Source organism: Algoriphagus sp. oki45 (assembly GCF_036245605.1).
Classification (GTDB): Bacteria; Bacteroidota; Bacteroidia; order Cytophagales; family Cyclobacteriaceae; genus Algoriphagus.
On record NZ_BTPC01000004.1, the window covers coordinates 310554 to 327578 of the forward strand.

General features: G+C 43.0%; 14 protein-coding genes and 1 other RNA gene. 11 read left to right on the forward strand and 4 right to left on the reverse strand.

Annotated elements, in window-relative coordinates; genetic code table 11:
• The first annotated feature begins 59 nt into the window (after positions 1 to 59).
• From AAA942_RS17320 to AAA942_RS17355, 8 genes are all read left to right on the forward strand, one after another.
• Positions 60 to 2693: a valine--tRNA ligase gene (locus AAA942_RS17320; protein WP_338221561.1), complete on the forward strand. Its 2634-nt coding sequence runs from the start codon at positions 60 to 62 to the stop codon at positions 2691 to 2693.
• A 160-nt stretch (positions 2694 to 2853) separates the two neighbouring features.
• Positions 2854 to 2940, forward strand: an RNA gene (gene ffs / locus AAA942_RS17325) — signal recognition particle sRNA small type.
• A gap of 125 nt (positions 2941 to 3065) precedes the next feature.
• Positions 3066 to 3725, forward strand: a complete 660-nt coding sequence (gene fsa / locus AAA942_RS17330) for a fructose-6-phosphate aldolase (protein WP_338221562.1) — start codon at positions 3066 to 3068, stop codon at positions 3723 to 3725.
• A 42-nt stretch (positions 3726 to 3767) separates the two neighbouring features.
• A complete protein-coding gene (locus tag AAA942_RS17335) occupies positions 3768 to 3971 on the forward strand; it encodes a fructose-6-phosphate aldolase (protein ID WP_338221563.1) in 204 nt (67 codons plus the stop codon).
• A gap of 1 nt (position 3972) precedes the next feature.
• A complete protein-coding gene (locus AAA942_RS17340; protein ID WP_338221564.1) occupies positions 3973 to 4683 on the forward strand; it encodes a cell division ATP-binding protein FtsE in 711 nt (236 codons plus the stop codon).
• Between the two features lie 73 nt (positions 4684 to 4756).
• Entirely contained in the window at positions 4757 to 6199 is a 1443-nt protein-coding gene (locus AAA942_RS17345) for a S41 family peptidase (protein WP_338221565.1), read from the forward strand.
• 127 nt (positions 6200 to 6326) lie between these two features.
• Positions 6327 to 7547: a S8 family serine peptidase gene (locus AAA942_RS17350; protein WP_338221566.1), complete on the forward strand. Its 1221-nt coding sequence runs from the start codon at positions 6327 to 6329 to the stop codon at positions 7545 to 7547.
• Positions 7548 to 7658: 111 nt separating this feature from the next.
• Entirely contained in the window at positions 7659 to 7883 is a 225-nt protein-coding gene (locus AAA942_RS17355; RefSeq protein WP_338221567.1) for a hypothetical protein, read from the forward strand.
• Here the strand turns inward: AAA942_RS17355 and AAA942_RS17360 are convergent.
• The 3 genes from AAA942_RS17360 to AAA942_RS17370 form a co-directional block, all read right to left on the reverse strand.
• Positions 7871 to 9262 (reverse strand): metallophosphoesterase family protein, encoded by a 1392-nt coding sequence (locus AAA942_RS17360; protein ID WP_338221568.1) that lies wholly within the window; start codon positions 9260 to 9262, stop codon positions 7871 to 7873. The genes AAA942_RS17355 and AAA942_RS17360 overlap by 13 nt on opposite strands.
• A 181-nt stretch (positions 9263 to 9443) precedes the next feature.
• Entirely contained in the window at positions 9444 to 10148 is a 705-nt protein-coding gene (locus tag AAA942_RS17365) for a hypothetical protein (protein WP_338221569.1), read from the reverse strand.
• A 34-nt stretch (positions 10149 to 10182) separates the two neighbouring features.
• On the reverse strand, positions 10183 to 11601 hold the full coding sequence (locus tag AAA942_RS17370; protein WP_338221570.1) for a CCA tRNA nucleotidyltransferase: 1419 nt from the start codon (positions 11599 to 11601) through the stop codon (positions 10183 to 10185).
• 158 nt (positions 11602 to 11759) lie between these two features.
• Between AAA942_RS17370 and AAA942_RS17375 the strand changes: the two genes are divergently transcribed.
• On the forward strand, positions 11760 to 11909 hold the full coding sequence (locus tag AAA942_RS17375) for a hypothetical protein (protein ID WP_338221571.1): 150 nt from the start codon (positions 11760 to 11762) through the stop codon (positions 11907 to 11909).
• A 632-nt stretch (positions 11910 to 12541) separates the two neighbouring features.
• Here AAA942_RS17375 and AAA942_RS17380 read toward each other — a convergent pair.
• On the reverse strand, positions 12542 to 12946 hold the full coding sequence (locus AAA942_RS17380) for a hypothetical protein (RefSeq protein ID WP_338221572.1): 405 nt from the start codon (positions 12944 to 12946) through the stop codon (positions 12542 to 12544).
• A 477-nt stretch (positions 12947 to 13423) separates the two neighbouring features.
• Between AAA942_RS17380 and AAA942_RS17385 the strand changes: the two genes are divergently transcribed.
• Together AAA942_RS17385 and yidC are read left to right on the forward strand one after the other, a co-directional pair.
• A complete protein-coding gene (locus AAA942_RS17385; RefSeq protein ID WP_338221573.1) occupies positions 13424 to 15040 on the forward strand; it encodes a CTP synthase in 1617 nt (538 codons plus the stop codon).
• Positions 15041 to 15079: 39 nt separating this feature from the next.
• Positions 15080 to 16873 (forward strand): membrane protein insertase YidC, encoded by a 1794-nt coding sequence (gene yidC / locus AAA942_RS17390; protein WP_338221574.1) that lies wholly within the window; start codon positions 15080 to 15082, stop codon positions 16871 to 16873.
• Positions 16874 to 17025: the final 152 nt, after the last annotated feature.

Genomic DNA, 17025 nt, shown 5'->3' on the forward strand with positions numbered 1-17025 from the left:
AAGGCCTTTTGGGCTTTTTCCCCTATTTTTGCCCCTTCTAAAAAAACACATCCCAGAGTATGTCTATTGCCAGCAAATACGAACCGGCAGCCGCCGAGGCCAAATGGTACGCCTACTGGATGGAGCATAAGCTCTTTTCCTCCCAAATCGACCACAGCAAGGAACCGTACACTATCGTCATTCCTCCGCCAAACGTCACCGGCGTGCTCCACATGGGCCATATGCTGAACAATACCATCCAAGACGTACTCATTCGCCGTGCCCGAATGCAGGGCAAAAACGCCTGCTGGGTTCCGGGTACTGACCATGCATCTATTGCCACCGAAACCAAGGTGGTTCAACTGCTGAAAGAGCGTGGTATCGACAAAAAAGACATTTCCAGAAAGGAATTTCTAAAGCATGCCTGGGAATGGAAAGAAAAATATGGAGGAATCATCCTGGAGCAGCTAAAAAAGCTAGGAGCTTCCTGCGATTGGGACCGGACAGCTTTTACCATGGATTCGGGATTGAGCGATGCGGTGATTTCAGTTTTTGTGGATTTGTACAAAAAAGGGAAAATCTACCGTGGCATCCGAATGGTCAACTGGGATCCAAAGGGTCAAACTGCACTTTCCGATGATGAGGTGATCATGAAGGAAATTTCCTCCAAGCTCTACTACATCAAGTACCAAATCGAAGGAACAACTGATGAGTTTTTGACTATTGCAACCACACGTCCTGAGACCATCATGGCTGACGTGGCAATCTGCATCAATCCCAATGACCCTCGATTTACCCACCTAAAAGGTAAAAAAGCAATTATTCCTTTGATCAATCGGGCCATTCCGATCATCGAAGATGAATACGTGGATATGGAATTTGGAACAGGGTGCTTGAAAGTGACTCCTGCGCATGATATCAATGACTATGAGCTTGGAATCAAGCATAAGCTAGAGGTCATCGATATTCTAAATGACAATGGAACCTTGAATGAGAAGGCTCAAATTCTGGTAGGTGAAGACCGATTCATCGCACGCAAAAAAATCGGAAAACTCTTGGATGAAGCAGGTCAACTCGAAAAAATTGAAGATTACAAGTCTAATGTAGGTCACTCTGAGCGAACCGACGCGGTAATCGAACCCAAGCTTTCCCTGCAGTGGTTCCTGAAAATGGATGAAATCACCAAGCCAGCCTTTACCTCGGTAATGGAAGATGTGATCCAGCTTCATCCACCAAAGTTCAAAAACATGTACCGGGTATGGATGGAAAATGTACGCGATTGGTGTATTTCCCGCCAACTCTGGTGGGGACATCGGATTCCAGCCTTCTATTTGCCCAATGGGGAATTTGTCGTAGCAAAAACAGCAGAAGAAGCGTTGGCAGATGCCAATGCAAGATTCGGAGCAAGTTGGACACTGGCTGATATCAAGCAAGACGAAGACGTGTTGGATACTTGGTTTAGCTCTTGGCTGTGGCCGATATCGGTTTTTGATACCGATGTTTTCTCCACAGGCAAGCCCAATGAGGACCTGAAGTACTACTATCCAACCAATGATCTGGTGACTGCTCCTGAGATTTTGTTTTTCTGGGTAGCCAGAATGATCATTGCCGGCTACGAATACTTGGGAGAAAAACCCTTCAAAAATGTATACCTGACTGGAATTGTACGGGACAAGTTGGGTCGAAAGATGTCCAAGTCTCTGGGTAATTCGCCAGACCCGCTAGACCTGATCGCTCAATACGGAGCCGACGGGGTAAGGACAGGAATGCTCTTCTCCTCCCCTGCCGGAAATGATCTTCCCTTTGATGAAAAACTGGTTGAACAAGGCCGAAACTTTTCCAACAAAATCTGGAATGCCTTCCGATTGGTTCAAGGCTGGGAAATTGACCCTAATTTGGACGGTTCTGGAAATGCCGCAAGTTTGGAATGGTTTGAAAATCGATTCAATCAAGGCTTAACCGAAATCAATGATCATTTCGAAAAATTCAGGATATCGGATGCATTGATGTCTACCTACAAATTGGTGTGGGACGATTTCTGCTCCTGGTATCTAGAAATGATCAAGCCCGGGTATCAGCAGCCGATAGATCAGGCTACGTATGACAAGACTATAGAATTCTTCGAAGGTATTCTTAAGCTCTTGCATCCTTTTATGCCATTTATTTCCGAAGAAATCTGGCATTTGATCAAAGAAAGAAACGTGCAAGAGTCTTTGATTTTGGCCACTTGGCCAAAGCAAAAAGGCTTTGACCCCAAGATCATCGAAGAGGCGGCTCAGGTCTTTGAGGTGGTTTCCCAGGTGAGAAATCTCAGAGCATCAAAAGGGATGTCCCCAAAAGAAGCCCTCGACTTGACCATAAATACAAAAAATGAAGGGCTATACTCCCGCTTTGAAGACGTTTTGGTCAAGTTGGCAAACCTTTCCTCTTTATCATTTGCCGAGAACGTGGACAATGCCATGAGTTTTGTGGTCAAAGCGGACGAGTGCTTTGTTCCTATGGGAGAATCCATTGATATTGAAGAAGAAAAATCCAATCTCCAAAAGGAACTGGAGTACACCCGGGGCTTCTTGAATTCTGTCATGAAAAAATTGAGTAACGAGCGCTTTGTATCCGGTGCCCCAGCTCAGGTGGTGGAAATGGAAAAGAAAAAACAAGCCGACGCAGAAGCTAAAATCAAAGCATTGGAGGAAAGCCTGGCTAAGCTGGGATAAGTCCAATGAAGGCTACAGGTCTATTCAGGCTTTATAACTAAACTGACAAATCCGGAGTCAAAAGGCTCCGGATTTACTTTTTCCACTTGAATCCAAGGTAGATAGCCTTGAATTTTGAAAAACATATTGCTGTGAGTCATTTTTACCTTACCTTTGTGGCCTAGCGGCACGACCAGCTCCTGCTGAATCCCCCAGGTCCGGAAGGAAGCAAGGGTAGGCGGTTGTAGCGGTGCGATGCCGCTTCTTTTTTTGCCCTAATTTTCCCGAATAGCTTTTCCCGAAGATTCCGATTCCTGAATTATCTTCTAACTTTGTCCAGATCGAATTTTGATCTTTCGACCCTGAATTTTCTTACTATTAAATCCTATTTCCATGAAATTCTTTATTGACACAGCCAATCTGGCTGAAATCCGAGAAGCCTACGACATGGGCATTTTGGACGGAGTGACTACCAACCCTTCTCTCATGGCGAAAGAAGGCATTAGCGGTGATGCCAATGTAAGAGCCCACTATAAGGCCATCTGTGATATCGTAGATGACAAAGTAAGCGCTGAGGTCATTTCTACGGACTTTGATGGAATGATCAAGGAAGGAAAAGAACTGGCCAAGATCGATGACAAAATCGTGGTAAAAATCCCCATGATCAAAGATGGAATCAAAGCCATCAAATATTTCCACAGCGAGGGTATCCGTACCAACTGCACCTTGGTATTTTCTCCTGGACAAGCCATTTTGGCTGCCAAAGCAGGAGCAACCTATCTATCCCCTTTTATCGGAAGACTGGATGATATTTCTTACGATGGCTTGGAACTGATCGGTCAGATCGTTCATATCTATGGCAATTATGGATTCGAAACCGAGGTCTTGGCTGCCTCTATCCGTCACACCATGCATTTGATCAAGTGTGCAGAAATCGGTGCCGACGTGGTGACTTGCCCGCTGAAAGTGATTACCGGATTGCTTAAACACCCGCTTACCGATTCCGGACTGGCTCAGTTTTTGGCTGACCACGCCAAGGCAGCTTCCAAATAATTCCCGGAGGCCGATCGTTAATCCTCATACCGAAGTCTAATCATGTATATAATCAAAGTAAAAGGCAAGGCCAAAATCCCGGACTACATCCAAATCCGGGATGAAAACTTCGTATTGGTCGCCTATTTCCGTGCGGATAGACCCATGAAAAACATGGAAAAATTCGGTTTGGAAGGCAAGGAAGAGGAGCTGGAAGAATTGATCAGAGAATTGCCTTTCGGAAAACTTCAAAAACTGGAATTATAATATGGATTTTAGTACTCAGCCTGTATTGCAGATGACGGGAGCCACCATTTTCCAAGGTGAATCTCCGGTGCTGAATGAGGTGAATTTTGCTGTAGAAAAGCACGAATTTGTATTCTTGATCGGCAGGACAGGCAGCGGCAAGAGTTCCTTGCTGAAAACCCTCTATGCGGATTTGCCCCTTCGGGCCGGACTTGGTGAGGTGGTAGGATTTCACTTACAAAAAATCAAGAATTCGGAGATCCCTTTTCTCCGAAGGAAAATAGGGATCATCTTCCAGGATTTTCAGCTTTTCTATGACAGAAATGTGAGTGAAAACCTCTCATTTGTACTCCGGGCTACAGGCTGGACGGACAAGGTAAAGATCAAAGAGCGGATCAGCGAAGTCTTAATTCAGGTAGGTCTGATAGATTCTCTGATGAAAATGCCTCACCAACTTTCCGGAGGCGAGCAGCAAAGAGTGGTAATAGCACGAGCCCTACTCAATGAGCCATCCATCTTGTTGGCTGACGAACCTACAGGGAATCTAGATCCGGATGTGGCTGATGAAATTTTCAAGCTTTTTCAGGATATCAATAAAAAAGGCACCGCCATTCTAATGGCTACTCACAACCATGAATTGCTGCGGAAATTTCCATATCGAGTCCTTAAATGCGAAAAAGGCAAACTACTGGACAGTCAGCTCCACGACGTTTCTCTAGGTTCATCTTTTTGAGATCAGGCTTTTTTTTCAAAAAAGAAACAAGCCAGTACCTCAAGACGTTATCGAAATATTAATTAGTACTCTAATGAAAAGTAAACTTCTCCTCAAACTGCTACTTGTAGCACTAGTCGCATTCGGCGCTTCTTCTTGTAAAGACGAAGAGGATACTGAGCCGGTAATTGAAGAACCCGAAAATCCGAATATAGCCATCAATGGGTGGATTAAGGCTGTAATGGATGAAGTGTACTTATGGCTCGCAGAAATGAAAACTCCCGTAGCCAATACTTCTGCGCCAGAAGATTATTTCGAATCACTTCTTAATCGTCCAACAGATCGTTTTTCTGCGATTTATCCTGATTATCAGGAATTGATCAATTCTCTTGGTGGGGTTTCTTTGGAGGCTGGGTATGAATTTACTCTCTACAGAGAAAGCTCCAGCAACAACAACGTGATTGCAGAAATTTCCTACATCAAGAAAAACAGTCCCGCATCCAATGTCGGTCTTCTTCGAGGAGATATTATCACCCGCATCAATGGGACACAGATGACATTGGACAATTACCAGACGGTATTGGGAGATATTGACCAGCCACATTCACTGAATTTTATTCGATTCAGCGAGGCTGAGGGTGGATTTGTTCCACAAGCGGAAGTTTCTTTAGTGCCTGTTCAACTTGCAGAAAACCCCAATTTCCTGGATACAGTTTACACTATTGGGGATAAAAAGATCGGTTATGTGATTTACCATTTCTTCGCGCCGGGCCCAGGCAGCGGAAGCACGGAATACGACACTCAAATGGATCAGATTTTTGCGAAGTTAAAAAGTGAGGGAATCAACAATCTGATTGTGGATTTTAGATACAATGGAGGTGGTTTTGTATCCTCAGCCGTTAATCTGGCAAGTCTGATTGCACCTGGAGTCACAGACAAGGATGTATTTTCAAAAACCAAATACAACAGCTTCCTGATGCAGTTTGACGAGCTGAAAAACGTGCAAACTACCTTCAGAAACAAATCGCAAAACTTGGGACAGATCCTTGAAAACAACCGGGTTTATATTCTGACCTCACGAAGAACTGCATCTGCATCAGAGCTCATCATCAACGGCCTTAGACCGTACATGGATGTATTCTTGATCGGTGCTACGACGACTGGAAAAAATGTGGGGTCGATTCCCTTTGAAGATGAAGACAATCCCGAAAATAAATACGGAATGCTTCCCATTGTAACCAGAAGTTTCAACAGTCTAGATCAATCAGATTACATCAATGGATTTGGACCGAATGTGGAAGCCCTGGAATCTTCAGAAAGATTGAGACCACTTGGAGATATCAATGAATTGCTTTTGAGAACCGCAATAGAGCGTATTACAGGGGTGGCTTCAGGCGCGAGAGTCCAAAAGCTAGATCGAGTGGATGTAGGAAGCACACTGGAAGGCAAAGTTCGGTTTGGAAATCTGATAGAGGACGACCCTCAGATTCAAAAGCCTATTCGCGAATTGATCCAATCCCGAATTTCAGAGAAGTAAAACCGAAGCTAATAGGATGAAAAAAGCTGTTCACTTGTGGACAGCTTTTTTTGTTTGATTCATTTTTATTTTTAATTACATTCCAAAATTATATTTATAAATAAAACCACTCAACCAAATTATCTTTATGAAAAAATCTTCATTCCCAAATCAATTAAAACACTTAGCCTTTGCTTCACTTATTGGAGCTGCGCTTTTTTCCTGTCAGCAGGAAGAAAACCTCCCCGTTGATGCTAGCAGCGAATTGGCGGTGATCAAATTTACCAACGGAGACATCATTCCGGGTAAATACATCGTCGTGCTCAAGCCAACCGGATTGAGTTTAAGAAAATCCATGGGGTATGAGGAAATACAGTCCTCCATGAGAAAGGCTGCGGGGTCTCTCCTTGCTAAGTATAGAATAGCAGATGCCAATCTAGATCAGGTTTATGGAAATACTATCGAAGGATTTTCCATTTCCCTTTCGGATGAGCAGCTCAAAGCCTTAGCCAATGATCCGGCTGTAAGCTACATCGAGCCTGACCGAATCATGGGAATCGCCCAAAAAGGAAGGCCCGGGGGTGGGGGTGGTACAGTAGGACAAACCACTCCTTGGGGAATCACTCGAATTGGGGGTGCTGTAAATTACACGGGAAGCAAAAAAGCTTACATTTTGGATTCAGGAATTGACTTGGATCATCCTGATCTAAATGTCAATGCAGGTGCAGGATTTAATGCCTTTACCTCCGGAAAAGATAGCAGATCCCTGGATGATGGAAATGGTCATGGCACACATGTGGCCGGTACAATTGCTGCAAAAAATAACTCTGTTGGTGTAGTAGGAGTGGCAGCAGGAGCTCAGGTGGTTCCGATCAAAGTTTTGGGAGCTACAGGTTCTGGTTCCTACTCCGGAGTAATCGCAGGGATTAACTTCGTAGGAGCAACGGGCAATTCAGGTGATGTAGCCAATATGAGCCTTGGCGGACCTTTTTCCCAAGCTGTCAATGATGCAGTCGTGGCAGCTGCTTCCAATGGAATCAAGTTTGCCCTTGCCGCAGGAAATGAGTCTCAAAACACCAATAACGTTTCTCCAGGCAGTGCAAATGGAGCCAATGTATACACCATTTCTGCGATGAACAGCTCTGATTCTTGGGCCTCATTTTCCAACTTTGGAAATCCACCTGTCGACTATTGCGCACCTGGCGTAAGCATCCAATCCACTTGGAAAGGCGGAGGATACAACACCATCAGTGGCACCTCCATGGCCACTCCGCATATAGCTGGAATCCTTCTACTTGGCAATATCAACACTGATGGAACCGTAAATGGAGATCCGGATGGGAATCCTGACCCAATTGCTGTAAGATAAAGCTTGATAAAGAATAGAGGCGGCCGAAAAAGACCGCCTCTTTTTTGTTATCATTAGGTTAATTTTCAATGATTTATTATTGAAAACCTCGGTTAAGAATTATCTTCCCTCATGGAAAAAATAGCAACCTTCTCGCTACTGTTCATGGTTTACTTTCTAGGAAGTCTTGCCTTGGTTCAGCTTTCCATACGTCCCATGAGGAAACTCATCATTGAAGCAGGCGGAAACGGGAAGCATTGGCAAACAAATTATCTGAAAATTATGGGATTCAGTCTGCTACTTTCCTTAGTCACTACGCTTCTCGCCTTTTATTTATTCCCAGATCAGTCTTTGTAGGGAATGGTATTGGAATGTGTCTTTTCAGGCACTGCATTTACCCGGAGTTCGATAAATTGGTTGATCCCATTTTCGCCCTTAACCAGCTCGAATGCATCATAAAGCTCGCCAATAGCAGTGTAGGATTCGAATTTTAACCGTTCCCCTTCCACCGAAATGACTTGGAATAGCTGGGTATTTTCCCCTATTCGATCACGCTGTCCTCCTTTAGCACTCCAATCATCCCCGATATCATACATTTTTCCTCCACTTACACTCACCACGTATACCGTTCCTGTCTGATCCCTGAGGTTCATCCCATTCATCACATTTTCTCCGGGAGAAACTCTACCTCTTGCATAGGCATGGTCATGACCTTGGAGGGCAAGATCAACCCGATATTTATCAAAAATGGGCTTCCACAACATCCTCAATTCCTCATTGTCTCTCCCGTTGGAGGCTGAGAAAAGTGGATGGTGATAGGTAACTATCGTCCATTTTTTTGGATTATCCTTTAAAACTCCTTCAAGCCAGTCAGCTTGAATTACCTGGTCTCTGTTTGAATCCAAAAATATCATTCTCACATCCTGATAATCCATGAAATAGACTGTTTCCTCCAAGCCTTTGGGACCATTGAGCGGCAAAGTGAATTGAGGCCTCCACTGTACCGAGAGACTTCTCTCCTTTCGCGTCACTTCCTCTTGGTTTTTAGCCCGGTACTCATGATTTCCGGGAACAGGCATGGATGGAATCATACTGTGAATAAATCCGCCTGCTGTAAACCACTCATGCCACTCCTGCTCTCTATGGGCACTATTGATCAAGTCTCCTGCATGAATGAAAAAACGGGCATCCGGGGCTGTCCTAAATCCTTCCCGAATTAGCCTGGACCAAAGCTCAAGGACGTAATTTTGGGCATCTCCTACATAGAGAAAAGAGAATTTCTGATCCGCTTCTTCTGATGCTGTCCTGAACTGAAACCATTCACTCCATCGCTCCCCATCCCCTACCCGATAGGCATATACCTGATCCGGCAATAGATCTGTAAATGAAACAGAATGGTAATGCGCATATACGTTGGCTTCCGGAATCGAAAGCGCGTCCAAAACCTCTAACCTTGCTTCCAGATTTTTTCCGGTTTTCCAAAACTTGGGAGCTGCAGTTGCCAAAGCAATTTCTGCATACCCCTGAGAGACAGTGCTGTCTGTTCTCCAGGTCACGCTCGCCTCCTTGCTCGGGTTTTCACCAAAACTAACTACAATTCGATCCGGATAAGGAGAAGGTTTGGACCAGTCAAAATGAAATTGAGGAGCTCGGTAGGAAAGCCCTTCTTGGGCTATTCCCTTATGGAAAAAACAGCTCAGTAAGAAAATCAGAAGGAATTTCGATTTTGAATTCATGTGTGAAATAAAGAAAGGATGATCAAGGAAAACTAACCAATATTTGCAAAGCGAGCAACCTACCCATCAAACTTAATCAAAAGCCAACCTTAAGGAAAAACGGAATGGTTTTCCGGAAAAACAAAAAGGCTCAAGAGCCAATCTATGCCTCTTAAGCCTTTCTTGCCGTTTGGTAATCCGATTAGTTGACTTTCTTCAGGTTTTCTTGAGCCTGCTGAAAGTTAGGATCTAAAGAAATCGCCTCTTGAAAAGCTGCTTTAGCCTCTGCCATCGAGTTTTGATCTTGGAAGATCAATCCCTTCAGGTTTAATGCCGCAGCTTTGATCGCTACTTCCTGAGTTTCAGTTTCAGAAATCGGGAATCCGATTTTTTCATCGGCTTTGGCATTTTTTACAAGCATATTGACCGAATTGATAGCTTCCTCGTAACGCTTTAGGCTATATTGAAGGTATGCTGATTTGTATAGACTGAAATTATCTCCAGTAAGTAGGTATAGACTTTCGTATTGAGGCAATGCCCGATCCAAAGCGCCCAACTGCTCAAGAGAATAGGCGGCAATTTCCAATGCTCCGATACTTTTATCATTCAACTCCAAAATATCCAACGCTACCAAAGCAGCAGAAGCCGTCTGACCTGCTTCAAAGTATAGGCTGGTCAATGCCTCCATGTATCGTATATCATCAGGATTTCTGGACATCAGATCATATAATTTTGACTTTGCCATAGCTCGGTCATTATATCTCAAAGCCATCTGATAGGCAATTTGATCGATAGCATTCAGCGCATTTTTGGTTTTGGCATCCAATCTCGGAATGGAATCATTGGTCTGAGCAAACAGGCTGCCGCTGCAAAGGATGATCAGCAAGGCAAACAGAATTCTTTTCATAGGAAAGATTTACTTTTTGGTAGTTGAAATTTTATTAGTTTTTAGGGTATAAGCCTTTTTCACGGGCAATGTCATACATGAGTTTTCTGGCCTCATCGGGATGATTCCCGATTTTGCCTTCCAATATAGCCTCTTTAATCTCTTCTTTAATTTCACCGATTACTTTGGATGGAGGAATCCCAAAAATTTCCATGATTTCTTCCCCGCTGACAGGGGGTTGGAAGTTCCTGACCTGATCTTTTTCCTCCACTTCTTTTAATTTGATCTCTACCTTATCGAAATTCTCCAGGTAGCGCTTCACCTTTTTGTTGTTTTTGGAAGTAATATCTGCCCGGCAAAGCTTCATCAGGTCATCAATATCATCTCCAGCATCAAAGAGCAGCCTTCGCAGGGCAGAATCAGTCACTTCATCTTTTACCAAAGCAATTGGCCGAAGGTGAAGTCTGACCAATTTCTGAACATACTTCATCCGCTCATCCATCGGTAGTTTCAACCTTCTGAAAATCGAAGGAGTCATTCTGGCTCCTTTGTCTTCATGTCCATGAAAAGTCCAGCCCACTTTTGGGTTGAACCGCTTGGTGGCTGGCTTGGCTATATCATGAAGGATAGCAGCCCACCGGAGCCACAGGTCATCTGAGACCTGACAAACATTGTCCAAGACCTGTAGGGTATGGTAGAAATTATCCTTATGAGACTTATCATCTACCGAATCCACTCCCTGTAGCTCCACCATCTCTGGAAAAAACTCAGAAAGAAGTCCAGAGGCAAAAAGCAATTTAAATCCGTAAGAAGGTTTAGGGGTCTTGATGATTTTATTCAGCTCATCAATTATCCGCTCTGCAGAAATAATAGTAAGCCTTGGGGCGGATTCCTGAATAGCCAGAAATGTATCAGGGTCTATGTCAAAATTGAGTTGAGCGGCAAATCGCACGGCCCTCATCATTCGGAGAGGGTCATCTGAGAAAGTGATTGCTGGGTCTAGAGGGGTTCGGATATTCTTCTTTTTGATGTCATCCATTCCTCCCAATGGATCCACCAAATCTCCGTAATCTTGAGCATTGAGAGAAATTGCCATGGAATTGATGGTAAAATCTCTCCTCTCCAAATCCTCCATCAAGGTACCATCCTCGACAATGGGCTTTCTGGATTCCAGGCGATAAGATTCCTTTCTGGCACCGACAAACTCCAACTCCCAATCTTCAAGCTTGAGCATGGCAGTTCCAAAATTTTTAAATACAGAAAGAGGAACATGCTCATCAAAACCTTTGGCAACCTCCTGCGCGAGTGTAATTCCGCTTCCCACACAAGTGAAATCAATGTCCTTACTCTCTCTTCCCAAGATCAAATCCCTAACATATCCGCCTACAACATAGGTAGGTAGATTAAGCTTTTGGGCCGCTGCAGCTACTTTGCCGAAGACCTCATATTTATCCAGATGATTTTTGAAATTCATCCTTTAATAATTTTTACCTCCCCTTCTGGTCCTAGAAACATTTCTTTTACCCCTTTCATCAGCAGAGGGAAAAATACTGAAACCTGATGATCAGCTTGCCCCTGAGACAAAATCCGGACAACGACCGGTTGGGAAAGTTGAAATAACAATTTGTTCCAATGAGGCTCCCTAATCAGGGAAAATTTGACTTCACTATTTTGGATCGGGCCAAAAGACAGAGTGGGACTGACTGGGCTATGAAAAATGGTAGGCTTGCTGGTGAAATCAACGATATCCAAAGAAACCTCAGAAAAAGAGGCACAAATTGAACGAATCTGAAAAAGATCAAAAAGCAGAAATACTCCATCAGCCCCTTCTCCATTTCCCCATAATTCGGGCTTGATTAACTGGATGAGGTGTGAATTCCCTTCTTTAAGGGTGACTTTTCCTGAATCTCTGAAAGACTTAACAATAGCTGAATAATCCAAAACTTGATATTTTGGCACAAAAATAATCAGAATATCCAGCCCACCACTTTAAAATCCTGAAATCCCTCATAGGATTTATGTCCGAAATACTGAAAAAAGCTCAATCATTTTTTTTCTGGGCAAATACTCCCTTTGGAAAACCAATAGACGATAAAAACAAAAATCTTACAAGTATTTAAAAAATAGTCAGTATAAATCGGGATAGGAAGAATAAAACAAGGAACAATTTCTTACACTATTCGACCTTCTATTCCTTGGAATCCCTAGGATGAATTAATAAAACAGAAAAGAATAAGTAGAGAAAAATCAAAAGACTAAACAACTTCTGTTCTCTAGTTTCATAACCTGTGTTCAATAAAACTGGCCAAAATAAAAAATCGACTTTCCTTGAGATAATACTCCCAACCATACAACCGAAACATAAAAAAAAGGACAACACAAATGTTGTCCTTTTTTTTATGCGAATGTGAAAATTACCCTCTCAACCAATTGATAAAAGTCTGATATCCAACGCCAATCTCTCTAGCAAAAGCAGCCTTGGTTTTTTTCCCAGCAGCTTCTACTTTTTTCCATTCTTCAATGATTTTTGACTTTTCAGCATCAGAAAAACTTCTTCTTTTCCCGCTTGACTTAGATGCACCTTTGCCACTAAGTTCAGCAATAAGATCATTCAAATCATTCAAAAATTTGGAATCCGTAAGAAAAAGACCAGCAGCTTCCAGTTTCTTGATTACCTCATCCTTAGGATTTACCGGGGTCACGGCTATACCTCGGGCAGCTGCTTCATGTAAATCAATTTTTTTTCCTTCAGCAGTCACATAGATAAAACCATCCGTCTTCTTTAAGTCTATAATTGACTCTTTTATTAATTCTCTCATTGGGATAAAATTTATAGTTAACAAACCGATGCAATATACTAATATAAACCTGACAAGAAAAAGACAAGTTTTAAAATAAGTTAAAATTTAACAGTCATTCTTTCAGGAGAACAAACACGGCTTCTCAAGTATATAGTGAATGTAGGCGTCTCTGTTTTGTCCCAAACCAAAAGAAATAAACAGTATAGGCTTGTTCAGTACTCAAGTGAGAGAAATTTGATATGAATATTCTTTGAGAGCCCAATTGATTTACAATCCTATTTTTGAGGTTGGTCTTTACCAGAAAACAGACATTATTTCAGCTTGGATTTTCTTTTCAAGAGCTCTTCATAAAGGCCGGTGAAAAAATTGACTCTCGCCATCAACAAGGAAGAAGCCTGACACAAAAAACAGAAAGTCATCCCTATTCATCCAAGAAATTTCCCTAATTTTGAGCCCCATAAGAAACCAATCAAAATACATCCCGCCCAGCTTCTTATGGCCTCATCCACCAAGTACATCTTTATCACCGGAGGTGTGACCTCCTCTCTAGGAAAAGGAATTATCGCTGCTTCGCTTGGCAAACTCCTGCAAGCCAGAGGGTATAGTGTCACCATCCAAAAATTTGATCCCTACCTCAATATCGACCCCGGAACTCTCAATCCCTATGAGCATGGGGAGTGCTATGTTACTGAAGACGGGGCGGAGACGGATTTGGATTTGGGTCATTATGAGCGTTTTTTGAATGTTTCCACTGCCCAAAGCAACAACATCACTACGGGAAGGATCTATAACAACGTGATCACTAAAGAAAGAAAAGGTGAATTTTTGGGAAAGACTGTCCAAGTCATCCCCCATATCACTGATGAAATCAAGAGAAACTTTTACAAACTGGGTCAAGACGGGAAATTTGATGTAGTCATCACCGAAATAGGCGGATGTGTGGGTGACATCGAGTCTCTTCCTTTTATTGAAGCCGTCAGGCAAGCCAGATGGGATCTTGGTCCGGGAAATTTCCTGGTCATTCACTTGACTTTGATTCCTTATCTCAAAGCTGCAAAGGAGCTAAAAACCAAACCAACCCAACACTCCGTCAAGCAGCTGTTGGAAGCCGGTATTCAGCCGGACATTTTAGTATGCCGGACAGAGCATCATTTACCTATGGAGGTAAAGAAAAAGCTTGCCCTCTTCTGCAACGTCCAACTCAACAGCGTCATCGAAGCTATGGATGCAGAAACCATCTACGATGTGCCTCTTCTGATGAAAAAAGAAAAGCTGGATGAGCGTGTACTGAGTAAACTAAAACTATCTTCTAAATCTGAGATCGATTTGGAAAGCTGGAAGGATTTCTTGGGAAGACTCAAAAATCCTACTCAGGAGGTCACTATAGGTCTGATTGGAAAATATGTTTCCCTGCCGGATTCCTACAAGTCCATTATTGAATCCTTCACCCATGCAGGGGCTGCTGCCGAATGCGCAGTCAATCTTAAACTGATCTCTTCTGAGGAATTGAATCGGGATAACATCAAATCCAAACTATCTGAATTAGATGGGATTTTGGTCGCTCCTGGATTTGGAGAGAGGGGTTTTGAAGGAAAAGTAGAAACAGTCAAATATGCCCGCGAGAAGCAATTGCCCTTCTTCGGGATTTGTTTGGGTATGCAGGTTGCAGTCATTGAATTCGCCAGAAACGTCCTCAAACTACAAGGAGCAAATTCAACTGAAATGGACCCGAATACGCCTCATCCGGTGATTGCCCTTATGGAAGAGCAAAAGAAAATCGATCAATTAGGCGGAACAATGCGATTGGGTTCGTATGCTTGCGACCTCAAAAAATCAAGTAAGTCTTTTGCAGCCTACGGAAAAACAAAAATTCAGGAGCGGCATCGGCATAGATATGAGTTTAACAATGCCTATCTGGAGCAAATCGAATCCAAAGGGATGATTGCAACAGGAAAAAATCCGGAAACCGGATTGGTGGAAATAGTCGAGCTCAAAAACCATCCATGGTTTGTCGGCGTTCAATTCCATCCGGAGTACAAAAGTACCGTTTTGAATCCGCAGCCTTTGTTTGTCAAATTCATTCAGGCAGCCATCGACCAAAAGTTAAAATAAAAATTAGGCCTCGGCTAGTAGAGGTACAAAATCAAACATATGGATAGAAACCAAGCGACCGGCTTGATCTTATTTGCAGCGGTCATTCTTATTTATTCGATTTTTTTTGCAAGTGGACCAGAAATTCCGCCTGCCGATCAAGAGATAGCCTCGACTGAAGTGGCTTCAGCACTACCTGAGACACAAGAAATGGCAGCAGAATCCAACACCTCAGCTAAGGTGGATTCCCTTCGATTTTCCAGATTTGGAGTTTTGGCTACTCTTACCCAAGGCGAGGAACAGGAGGCTATTTTAGAAACAGCGGAATTAAAAATCACCTTTTCTACCAAAGGTGCACAAATCAAGCAAGTAGAGCTGAAAGAGTTCAAAGATTGGCAAATGAATCCACTTTTGCTTCTGGACCAAGAAAGCTCTCAGATGAGCTTGACGCTGAATAGCAGAATGGGCGAAATGAACCTGGCTGACTTCTATTTTCAGCCTAAATTGGAAAAGGAGGAGACGGAAGAAGGAATAATTAATCGGCTTACGTTTACGGCAGGCACAGAGTCAGGAACCATCCGGCAGATTTTCACCCTAAAAGAAGGAGAATACCTAGTAAACAAAACCTTTGAAGTACAGAACTTTCAAGGCGTATTCACAGGCAATTCTCTGAACTTTTCATGGGAAGATCAGGTGAAAGCACATGAAAAAGATCTTGCAGAATCCCGAAGAAAGTCTCAGGTAAATTATTATCTTAGCTCTGGATCCTATGAAAATCTGGGCTTAAGCGATGATCTGGAAGAAGCATCAGTGGCCGAACCAGTCAAATGGATTGGTTTTAGTCAGCGATTCTTTACAGCTGGTATCATTGCTGACAGTGAATTCAAAGAAGTAAATCTCAGTCAGAGCACACCTGCGGACAGTTCTATCGTCCGAACCATGAGTGCCTCTTTGGCGATTCCGTTTGAAAACGGAAAATCTTCTTTCTTCTTTTATTTTGGTCCGGACAAATACAAAACCTTGAAGCAAGTGACCGAAGGCTTTGAGGAAAATGTGGACATGGGTTACTTTTTCGTCAGCTGGGTCAACAAGTACATCGTAGTGCACTTGTTTGAGTTTATGGAGAAATACTTCAGCAATTATGGTATCATCATCATTCTGATCGTATTCATCATCAAACTTGCCCTTTCACCTCTGACTTACAAGTCCTACATAGGAATGGCCAAAATGAGGGTCATCAAGCCGGAAATCGATGAACTGAAGGAAAAATATGGGGAAGACCCCACGAAAATGCAGCAGGAACAGATGAAACTCTTCTCCCAGCTAGGAGTAAGTCCCATCTCGGGCTGTCTTCCGCTTTTGCTTCAGATGCCGTTTTTGTTTGCCATGTTCTTCTTTTTCCCCAATGCGATCGAGCTCCGCCAGGAATCCTTCCTATGGGCAAAAGACCTATCGACCTATGATGAGTTCATTAAGCTGCCATTTACCATACCGTTTTATGGCGCCCACGTCAGCTTGTTCACCTTGTTGATGACCGTATCCCAGATTATTTATACCCACTTCAACAATCAGCTGACCACGGCAACCGGTCCAATGAAAAACCTGGGATACATTATGCCAGTAATGTTTATGTTCATCCTAAACTCCTACCCTGCTGGATTGAGTTTCTATTATTTCGTTTCCAATGTTTTCACCTTTGGACAGCAGGCATTGATCAAATTATTTGTCGACGATGCTAAAATCCGGGAGAAAGTGGAACAGAACAAAGTGAAAAACGTCAACAAGAAAAAGTCCAAATTCCAGCAAAGACTGGAAGATGCGATGAAGGCAGCCGAGGCCAACAAAAAGAAATAATTAAAAAGGAGTCTGAAAAAGACTCCTTTTTTTGGCCCATTCTTTGGTAAAAATGGAGGAAAAACTTCAGGTGGACTAAGTACTGAGTGTTACCCATTTAAGAAAGTTTCACTTCTTCCGCTCCCCAAAAAAAGGGAGAAGATACCTAAGAA